The organism is Micromonospora sp. D75 (assembly GCF_018070405.1).
Lineage (GTDB): Bacteria > Actinomycetota > Actinomycetes > Mycobacteriales > Micromonosporaceae > Micromonospora > Micromonospora chalcea.
Window position 1 is genome coordinate 1 of record NZ_JAGPXV010000200.1, and the last position, 8,973, is coordinate 8,973.

At 73.7% G+C, this 8,973-nt stretch carries 10 protein-coding genes; 4 read left to right on the forward strand and 6 right to left on the reverse strand.

Going from position 1 to position 8,973, the window contains the following annotated elements:
• The first annotated feature begins 400 nt into the window (after positions 1-400).
• A complete protein-coding gene (locus KBX39_RS14425) occupies positions 401-2,464 on the forward strand; it encodes an AAA family ATPase (RefSeq protein ID WP_210871001.1) in 2,064 nt (687 codons plus the stop codon).
• A 48-nt stretch (positions 2,465-2,512) separates the two neighbouring features.
• Here the strand turns inward: KBX39_RS14425 and KBX39_RS14430 are convergent, their stop codons facing one another.
• From KBX39_RS14430 to KBX39_RS14445, 4 genes are read right to left on the reverse strand one after another with little or no spacing between them, the layout of a single operon-like run.
• Positions 2,513-3,112, reverse strand: a complete 600-nt coding sequence (locus KBX39_RS14430) for a hypothetical protein (RefSeq protein ID WP_187693545.1) — start codon at positions 3,110-3,112, stop codon at positions 2,513-2,515.
• Positions 3,113-3,116: 4 nt separating this feature from the next.
• The gene (locus tag KBX39_RS14435) at positions 3,117-3,470 is read right to left on the reverse strand and encodes a YbaB/EbfC family nucleoid-associated protein (RefSeq protein WP_043327350.1); all 354 of its coding nucleotides are present in this window, start codon (positions 3,468-3,470) and stop codon (positions 3,117-3,119) included.
• Positions 3,471-3,479: 9 nt separating this feature from the next.
• On the reverse strand, positions 3,480-4,406 hold the full coding sequence (locus KBX39_RS14440) for a WXG100 family type VII secretion target (RefSeq protein WP_043327351.1): 927 nt from the start codon (positions 4,404-4,406) through the stop codon (positions 3,480-3,482).
• Between the two features lie 10 nt (positions 4,407-4,416).
• The gene (locus KBX39_RS14445) at positions 4,417-4,737 is read right to left on the reverse strand and encodes a type VII secretion target (protein WP_043327353.1); all 321 of its coding nucleotides are present in this window, start codon (positions 4,735-4,737) and stop codon (positions 4,417-4,419) included.
• 154 nt (positions 4,738-4,891) lie between these two features.
• Between KBX39_RS14445 and KBX39_RS14450 the strand changes: the two genes are divergently transcribed.
• From KBX39_RS14450 to KBX39_RS14460, 3 genes are all read left to right on the forward strand, one after another.
• Positions 4,892-5,779, forward strand: a complete 888-nt coding sequence (locus tag KBX39_RS14450) for an ABC transporter ATP-binding protein (RefSeq protein WP_043327355.1) — start codon at positions 4,892-4,894, stop codon at positions 5,777-5,779.
• A gap of 9 nt (positions 5,780-5,788) precedes the next feature.
• The gene (locus KBX39_RS14455) at positions 5,789-6,526 is read left to right on the forward strand and encodes an ABC transporter permease (protein WP_043327358.1); all 738 of its coding nucleotides are present in this window, start codon (positions 5,789-5,791) and stop codon (positions 6,524-6,526) included.
• A gap of 94 nt (positions 6,527-6,620) precedes the next feature.
• The gene (locus tag KBX39_RS14460; RefSeq protein ID WP_210871003.1) at positions 6,621-7,379 is read left to right on the forward strand and encodes a VOC family protein; all 759 of its coding nucleotides are present in this window, start codon (positions 6,621-6,623) and stop codon (positions 7,377-7,379) included.
• Positions 7,380-7,652: 273 nt separating this feature from the next.
• On the opposite strand, the gene KBX39_RS14465 is transcribed toward KBX39_RS14460, so the two are convergent.
• Together KBX39_RS14465 and KBX39_RS14470 are read right to left on the reverse strand one after the other, a co-directional pair.
• A complete protein-coding gene (locus KBX39_RS14465) occupies positions 7,653-8,432 on the reverse strand; it encodes an ABC transporter ATP-binding protein (RefSeq protein ID WP_210871005.1) in 780 nt (259 codons plus the stop codon).
• Positions 8,429-8,973, reverse strand: a 545-nt coding sequence (locus tag KBX39_RS14470; protein WP_210871007.1) for an iron ABC transporter permease, incomplete at its 5' end; no start/stop codon positions are given. The genes KBX39_RS14465 and KBX39_RS14470, both read right to left, overlap by 4 nt.

An 8,973-nucleotide genomic window follows, 5' to 3' on the forward strand; every position in this document is an offset into this window, starting at 1 on the left:
CTCGGTGGCCGTCGCACCGCCCTCCAGCGTGCCGAGATGTTCCATGATCGCCATACGGGCCGGGTGAGCCAGCGCCCGCATCACCTGCGGGTCGCTGATCGTCACTCGGCGCTGCTCGGGCCGCGCCTCGGTCATGCCCCAATGATCCCGCGCCTACAGAGGCGAGGTGCAGCCCGCCACCGGCCAGATCTTGGTACGACACCGCCCCTCTGGGGGCGGCCGCGTACCAAGATCGCTACGGGTGGGAAAAATCGGTGGTGCGGGCGGCTGGATGGCCGTAGCGTGGATGGCCGCCCGACGGCCGCGGTGAGCATGCACCGCAGCGGACGTCCCCGCGCCGGGAGCAGGCCAACCGCCCCGGACACGCGAGCGAGCCTCAGTTGAGCCATCGGAGTTCACAGTGCCCGCAACCGAACTTGACGCCACGCCCGAACGTGACGCCACGCCCGACCTCGACGCCGAACTCGCCGCCGAGCGCGCCCACCTCACCGCCTCCCGCGCCGCGCTGACCCGCATGCGGGAGCGCGCCGAGGCGCTCTTCGCCACCGGCGACAAGGTGGCCGGTGACTCGTACACCGCCGAGCAGCTCGGCCGGCACATGGCCCGGCGGGTCAAGGAGCTGGCCGACGACCCGACCACGCCGCTGTTCTTCGGCCGCCTCGACTTCGGGGAGACGGACCCGGACCACGCCGGGCGGGACTACCACGTCGGGCGGCGGCACGTCACCGACGAGCTGGGCGAGCCGCTGGTGCTGGACTGGCGGGCCCCGGTGTCCCGGTCGTTCTACCGGGCCAGCGCGCGTGACCCGCAGGGCGTCGCCGTACGCCGCCGGTTCGGGTTCAGCGCGGGCGTGCTGACCAGCTTCGAGGACGAGCGCCTGGACCGGGGCGAGGAACTCGGCACCGCCAGCCGCATCCTCACCGCCGAGATCGAGCGCCCCCGCGTCGGCCCGATGCGCGACATCGTCGCCACCATCCAGCCGGAGCAGGACGAACTGGTCCGGGCCGACCTGGCCGACTCGATCTGCGTGCAGGGCGCGCCCGGCACCGGGAAGACAGCGGTCGGGCTGCACCGCGCCGCGTACCTGCTCTACCTGCACCGGGAACGACTGCGCCGCTCGGGAGTGCTGATCGTCGGGCCGAACCGGGCGTTCCTGTCGTACATCGCGGCGGTGCTCCCCGCGCTCGGTGAGGTCGAGGTCGAGCAGGCCACCGTGGAGGACCTGGTCGCGCGGGTCCCGGTCCGCGCTGTCGACGATCCGGCCGCCGCCGCGCTCAAGCACGACGTCCGGATGGCCGAGGTGCTGCGCCGGGCCGTCGAGGCCCACATCGGTACGCCCACCGAGCCGATCATGGTGTCGGACGGCTCGTACCGGTGGCGGATCGGGCTCGACCCGCTGCACCGGCTGGTCACCGAGACGCGCCAGGAGGGGCTGCCCTACGCCACCGGCCGGGAACGGGTCCGGGCGCGGGTGGTGGGGCTGCTGCAACGCCAGGCGGAGGCGCGCCGGGCGGAGTCGCCGAGCGACGCCTGGTTGCGCCGGATGAGCCGGATCAAGCCGGTCACCGACCTGCTCGACGCGGTCTGGCCGGCGCTCACCCCGGACGGGCTGCTGCACCGGCTGCGCACCGACGCCGACGCGCTCGCCGCCGCCGCGGACGGCCTGCTCACGCCCGAGGAGCAGGAGCTGTTCCGGTCCGGCAAGCCCGCGCGCACCGCGAAGGCGACCCGGTGGACCGCCGCCGACGCGGTGCTCATCGACGAGGTGGCCGGGCTGCTGGAACGGCCCGCCGGCTTCGGGCACGTGGTGGTGGACGAGGCGCAGGACCTCTCCCCGATGCAGTGCCGCGCCATCGCCCGGCGCAGCGAGCACGGCTCGATCACGCTTCTCGGCGACCTCGCCCAGGGCACCGCGCCGTGGGCCGCGACCGACTGGCGGGAGTCCCTGGCCCACCTGGGCAAGCCGGACGCCGCTGTGGTGCCGCTGAGCGTGGGCTTCCGGGTGCCGGCGGCAGTGGTGGCGTTCGCGAACCGGCTGCTGCCGGCGCTCGCCGTCGACGTACCCCCGGCCCGCTCGCTTCGCCACGACGGCGCGCTGGATGTGCGTACCGCCGAGGACCTGACGGCCGCGACGGTGGCCGAGGTGCGGGCGGCGCTCGCGCACGACGGCTCGGTCGGCGTGATCGCCGCCGACGACGCGGTGGACCGGCTGCGCGCGGCGCTCGCCGACGCGGGCGTCGCAACCGCGACCGCCGACGACGTCGAGGCCGCGGCGCGCGTAACCGTGGTCCCGGCGACGCTGGTCAAGGGCCTGGCGTACGACCACGTGGTGGTCGTCGAGCCGGCCGCGATCGTGGCCGCCGAGCCGCGTGGGCTGCACCGCCTCTACGTGGTGCTGACCCGGGCGGTCTCCCGCCTGGCCGTGCTGCACCGCGAGCCGCTGCCCGCGCCGCTGACGGCCTGACGCGGGCGGGCGGCTGCGGCCCGGCCGCGGCCCGGGCGGGCGGACCCGTCAGGCGCTCAGCGCGGCGGCGACCTCGCGCAGCGGCCGGCCGGACTCGGCGATCGGCACGGTGAACGACAGCCAGGAACCGTCGGTGAAGTCGATCCGCAGCCGCTTCGGGTTGAGCCGGTGCCACCCGACCCGGGCCGAGGCGACCTCCGCACGCGCGGCCGACCACGCCACCGACGTCTCGGCCAGCGCGCGTTCCTCGGCCTCGCGCCCGGCCAGCAGCTTGACCCCGCCGGTACGGCAGACCAGCAGCCGCCGGTCGGTGACCGCGAGCAGCGTCTCCCGGACCTGGAGGTCGGGCCGGGCCGGGCGGAGCGCGCGGTGCAGGCGGGAGGCGGCCGAGCCGGGTTGGCCACGGCCGGCGATCCCCCAGCCGATCGCGTCGACCAGCCGGTCGCCGCGGTCCCAGGTGGCGAGCGGCAGGAGGACGTTCAGCAGCACCGAGCCGAGCGTCCGCCGACCCGGCTCGGCAGTGGACTCCGGCTCGGGCGGCGGCGCCGGAGCGAGGCCCTGGCCGACGTCGGCCTTGGCGTGGGCCAGCACGCGCTCGCCCGGCTCGACGAGCCGGTCGATCGGGTCGCGGTATCTGGTCTCGTCCATCGGCTCAGTATCGGCCGTCGCCGTAGCCGTCGTCGGTACGGCGCTCCGCCGCCGGGGCGTTGCCCATCACCTCGCCGACGATCTCGCGTACCCGGGCGGCGGCGGCCTCCTGCGCCCGGTTCGCCGCGGCGGTGATCTCCTCGGCCAGCGTGTACGAGTCGAACCGCATGGCCCGCGCGTTGATATCGGTGGAGAGAATCTTGCCGTCGGCGGCGGCCACCACGGTGACCAGGCCGGAGTCGCTGACCCCCTGGGCGCTGCTCTGCTCCAGCTCGGCCATCCGCGCGCCGAGTTCGCGCTGCCACCCGTCCAGGTTGCGGGCCAGCGCCTCGATCCGGTCCAGGGCCGGGAACGTCATGGGTGCCTCTCAGTTCACGATCGAGTCGAACACGTTCTGCACGCCCTTTGTGTACGGGCCGAGATCCTCGCGGTACGTGCCGTCCACCAGGTAGTTGCGGTCCTTGCGCCCGTCGGAGATGTCGTGCAGCCCCATGCCGGTGTCGAGCAGGGCGCCGCCGATACCGGGGATGTTCACCGGTGACGCCTGGTTGATGGCGAACTTGCCCGGGAACAGGATGGCGGCGCGTTTGGCCTTGAACAGCACCGCCTCCCTGGTGTAGCCGGCCTTACTGAACGCGCCGTACGCCTTCTTGGCCTTGCGGAGCTCCAGCACCACCTGGCGGTAGCGCATGAGCAGCTCGGCGACCTTCTGGAGCTTGGTGGCGAGCTTCGTGAGGATCTCCGCGAACCGCGCCACGATCTTGACCATGCGGCCGACGGTGGTGGCGAGCCGGGCCAGCACCCGTACCACTGTGGCGGCCAGGCTCACCCCGGCGCTCAGCACTGCCGCCACCGCGGCGATGATGACCTCGGTCAGGAACCAGAGCAGGAACTCCAGGATCAGCTCGACCAGCAGGTTGAACGCGTCGACAGCGGCATTGGCGGCGTCGACCAGCACCTCCTTGGTGCCGTCCAGCCCCTTGGCCAGTTCCTCCATCGCCTCCTCGATCGACTCCATCGAGGCGTGGAACTTGTCCGCCGCGTCGCCGTCCCAGGCGCCGCGCAGCCGGGCCCGGTCGGCGACCTGGTCGCCGGCGATCCGCCGGACCGCGTCGCCGGTGGTCAGCGCGAGCTGGGCCGCCCGCATCAGATCGTCCGGCTCGCCGGCGACCAGCTCCAGCAGCTGCTCGAACGGCCACAGCACCGCGTTCGAGAGCGGCTTGAACGGGTCGGGCGTGCCCGACACGATCTGCTCGAAGTAGGTCTTGTTGCGCTGCAGCGCCTCGGTGCTCATCCCGCCCCCCTCAGGCGCCCGGCTGGAACATGTCGGTGTTGGCCACGTCCGTGCCGGTGTACGCCTCGGCGGTGTCGCGGAGCCCTTCGGCGATCGTCGCCATCACCTCGGCGCCGTCCTCCAGCCCTGCCAGGCACGCCTCGAACTGCTGCTCGTACGCGGCGGCGAGACTGAACGACGCGGGCATCACGCCGAACGCGTGCCGGGCCACGTGGCCGTCGCGGAACAGCCGGTGCAGCTCACGGAACTGGCCGGCCCGGTCCCGGGAGGCGGCGGCGAACGCCGTCAACGCCTCCGGCTGCACCTCGAGATTCCTGCTCGGACTGGTCACGGACCCTCCCCAGTGTCCGGTCGGAACTTCCACCGTCCTCGACGGCGCCACCAGCCTAGGGGATGTGCGCAGTTCCACAGGGGGCGGCGACGGTTGCCCCGGCACGGTAGACAGGGAGTGCACGAGCACCCTTCCGCCGCCCGAGGAGCCCCGGATGATCCTGGCCCGCGCCGAACAGGTCAGTCGCCGCTACGGCGACGTGCTGGCCCTGGACCGGGTCGACCTGACCGTCCGGGCCGGGGAGCTGGTCGGCCTGCTCGGCCCGAACGGCGCCGGCAAGAGCACCCTGATCAACCTGCTGGTCGGGCTGCGCCGCCCGAGCGGCGGCCGGGTCGAGTTGTGCGGCGGCGACCCGCGTGACCCGGCGAGCCGGCGGCAGCTCGGCGTCACGCCGCAGGAGACCGGCCTGCCCGGCACGCTGCGGGTCGGCGAGGTGGTCGACTTCGTCTCCGCGCACTTCCCCGACCCGGTGCCCCGGGGCGAACTGCTCGACCGGTTCGGCCTCGCCGACCAGGTACGCCGGCAGACCGGCGGCCTCTCCGGCGGCCAGCGTCGCCGGCTGGCGGTGGCGCTGGCGTTCGTCGGCCGTCCCCGGCTGGTGGTGCTGGACGAGCCGACCACCGGCCTCGACGTGGAGGCGCGGCACGCGCTCTGGGACGCGATCCGCGGCTTCCACGCCGACGGCGGCGCCGTGCTGCTGAGCAGCCACTACCTGGAGGAGGTGGAGGCGCTCGCGCAGCGCGTCGTGGTGATCGGCCACGGGCGGGTACTGGCCGACGACTCGGTGGCGGCGATCCGCGGGATGGTCGGCGTACGCCGGGTCAGCCTGGTCGCCGACGACCTGCCGACGCTGCCCGGGGTGGTCGCCACCGAACGCGCCGACGGGCGGGTGCACCTGCTCACCACCGACGCCGACCAGCTCGTCCGCGACCTGGTCACCGCCGGGGTGGCGTTCCGCGACCTGGAGGTCCGGCCCACCTCGCTGGAGGAGGCGTTCCTCGCCATCACGGCCGGCGACCGGCCCGCGCCCACCCCCGCCTAGGAGACAGTCGTGCCGCTCGCCCTCGTCCACGCCCGCTACCACCTCCTGGAGATCATCCGGATTCCGGTGGCGGTGGTGGGCAGCGCCTTCTTCCCCGCGGCCGCGATGCTCTTCTTCGTGGTGCCGTTCGCCGGCGACGACCCCACCGGCGCCACCTACGCCACCGCCGCCATGGTGACGTTCGCGGTGATGAGCGCCAACATCTTCCAGTACGGCGTGGGTGTCGCCGAGGACCGCGACCAGCCCTGGAACCCGTACACCCGGACCCTGCCGACCGGACCGGCCCCGCGACTCACCGGGCGGATCCTGGCCGGGCTGGTGCTGACGTACGTGTCGATGATCCCGGTGGTGGTGATCGCCGCGGTGGCCACCGAGGCCCGGGTCAGCGCGCTGCAGTTCCTGCTCGGGCTCGGCGCGGTAGCGGTGATCTCGGTGCCGTTCACGCTGCTCGGCCTGGCGATCGGCTACGCGCTGCCGAGCAAGGCGGCGATCGTGGTGGCGCAGGTGATCTTCTTCCCGCTGGCGTTCGGCGGCGGCCTGCTCTCCGGGCCGGACGACGCGCCCGGCTTCATCAAGGCGATCGCCCCCTACCTGCCGACCCGGGGCGCGGTGGAACTGATCTGGGCGGCGGTGACCGACTTCCGGCCCGGCACCCTGTCGCTGGTGATGCTGGGAGTCTGGGTGCTGGTGCTCGCCGCGGCCGCCGGCTGGGCGTACCGGCGGGACGAGGGACGCCGCTTCACCTGACCTTTTGTCCGGTTCCGGCCCGGTGGCCGACCCGGCGGTGCCACGATGCCGACAGGGCGGGTCAGCGGGACCGTCCCCGGCGAGAGGGGTCACCGTGAACGGCGTCGAGCCCGGCACACCCTGCTGGACCGACCTGGCCACGCCGGGGCTGGAGGACGCGCGACGGTTCTACCCCGAGCTGTTCGGCTGGACCGGGCAGATCTCCCCCGAGCCGGAAGCGGGCGGCTACACCGTCTTCCAGAAGAACGGCAAGGCCGTCGCCGGGGCCGGCCCGCCGGCCACGCCGGACCAGGTGCCGGTCTGGTCGATGTACGTGGCCACCGACGACGCCGACCTTGTCGCGACCCGGGTGGAGGCGGCCGGTGGGCAGGTGGTGGTCTCCCCGTTCGACGTCGCCACGCAGGGCCGGATGGCGGTGCTCGCCGACCCGGCGGGCGCGGTGTTCAGCGTCTGGCAGCCGATGGCGATGCGCGGGGCCGAACTGTTCAACGCACCCGGCGCGATGTGCTGGAACGAGCTGGTCACCCCCGATCCGGAGAACGCCAAGGAGTTCTACGCGCTGGTCTTCGGCTGGCACCCGGAGGAACGTCCCGCCGGGCCGGTGCCGTACACCGGGTGGCGCTGCGGCGCCCGGATCGTCGCCGGGATGCTGCCCCGGGCCGAGCCGATGCCGGAGGACCTGCCCGCGTACTGGGCCGTCTACTTCGCGGTGGAGGACGCCGACGTCACCGCCGCGCGGGCCGCCGAGCTGGGCGGCACCATCCTGGTCCCGCCGCGCGACAACCCGGCCGGCCGCAGCGCCGCCCTGCGCGACCCGTCCGGCGCCCTCTTCTCCATCTCCACCCTCCGCTGACCCCCTCCGCCGCGCGCGAGGCGGGTCCGGTCGAGATCTTGGTACGGGTTGGCCCCTAGGAGGGCCTGTTCGTACCAAGATCTATCTGCCCTCCCGGCAATCGGAACACCTGCCCAGGATTCGGGACGGCGCTCCCTGAGGGTGGGCTGTTCAGCGGCAAAGCCGCCACCCCGTCCGCCGATCTTGCAGTTGCGGCCCTCGTGGCGTTACATTCGCACCTTTTGTCGGGGCCGGAAGTGCAAGATCGACCGCGCGAAGGCGGGGCGGGTGAGGTCAGGTTGGGCGGACGGGGACCACCAAGGGGCCGTGGTCGCCGGGGATCACCCGGATGTGGGCTCGGTAGTGGCGGGCCAGCAGGGCCTCGGTGAGCACCTCGTCCGGTGGACCGGCGGCGGCCACCCGGCCGTCGGCCAGCAGCACCAGGCGGTCGGCGTACTCGCCGGCGATGGAGAGGTCGTGCATGGTGGCCAGCACGGTCAGGCCGTGCTCGCGGCGGAGCTGGTCGACCAGTTCCAGCACCTCCTGCTGGTGCCCGATGTCCAGCGCGCTCGTCGGCTCGTCCAGCAGCAGCAGGGTGGCGCCCTGGGCCAGCGCCCGGGCCAGGAAGACGCGCTGCCGCTCGCCGCCGGAGAGCGTGGCCAGCTCACGGTGCGCGAACGGGCCGAGGTCGAGCCGGTCCAGCACCTCGTGCACGGCGGCCAGGTCGGCGGCGGACTCGCGGCCCAGCGCCGGGATGTACGGGGTACGCCCGAGCAGCGTGTAGTCGAAGACCGACATGCCGGCCGGCACCACCGGGGACTGGGCCACCGTGGCCACCACCCGGGCCCGTTCGCGGCGGCGGAGCGCGCCGATCGGCGTACCGAAGAGTGCGACCTCGCCCGGGCCGGTCAGCAGGCCGCCGACGGCGCGCAACAGGGTCGACTTGCCGGCGCCGTTGGGTCCGATGACGGTGACCCACTCGCCGGCGGCGACCGTGAGGTCGACGCCGGCCAGGATCGGGTTGCCGCCGAGGGCGACCCGCAGGTCGTGCACGCGCACGGCGGGGGCGTTCACATCGCCACCCGGCGGGCGGTACGCAGGACGAGGACGAAGAACGGGCCGCCGAGCAGCGCGGTGACCACGCCGATCGGGATCTCGGCGGGGGCGGCGGCGGTACGGGCGACCACGTCGGTGAGCGCGAGGAACGCGCCGCCGAACAGCATGGACAGCGGCAGGATGATCCGGTGGCTGGAGCCGAAGAGCAGCCGCATGGTGTGCGGCACGATGATGCCGACGAAGCCGATCAGCCCGGACGCGGAGACCGCTGCGGCGGTACCGAGCGACGCGGCGGCGATCAGCAGGTAGCGGGAGCGCTGCGGGTGCAGGCCGAGACCGGTGGCCTCGTCGTCGCCGACGGAGAGCACGTCCAGCTCACGCCGGTGCAGCAGCACCACCACGGCGGTGAGCACGAAGTACGGCAGGACCAGCCACACGTCGTGCCAGCCGGCGGTGGCGAGCCGCCCGAGCAGCCAGGAGTAGACCTGCTGGATGTTGTCGGAGTGCTGTTGCAGCAGGTACGTCTGCCCGGCGCCGAAGAACGCCGAGACCGCCACCC

Bases quoted from the DNA above. Each gene is read 5' to 3' on its own strand.
- KBX39_RS14440 (WP_043327351.1), bottom strand. From the start codon at position 4,406: ATGAGCACCGAGGCGCTGCAGCGCAACAAGACCTACTTCGAGCAGATC.
- KBX39_RS14430 (WP_187693545.1), bottom strand. From the start codon at position 3,112: ATGGACGAGACCAGATACCGCGACCCGATCGACCGGCTCGTCGAGCCG.
- KBX39_RS14450 (WP_043327355.1), top strand. From the start codon at position 4,892: ATGATCCTGGCCCGCGCCGAACAGGTCAGTCGCCGCTACGGCGACGTG.
- KBX39_RS14435 (WP_043327350.1), bottom strand. From the start codon at position 3,470: ATGACGTTCCCGGCCCTGGACCGGATCGAGGCGCTGGCCCGCAACCTG.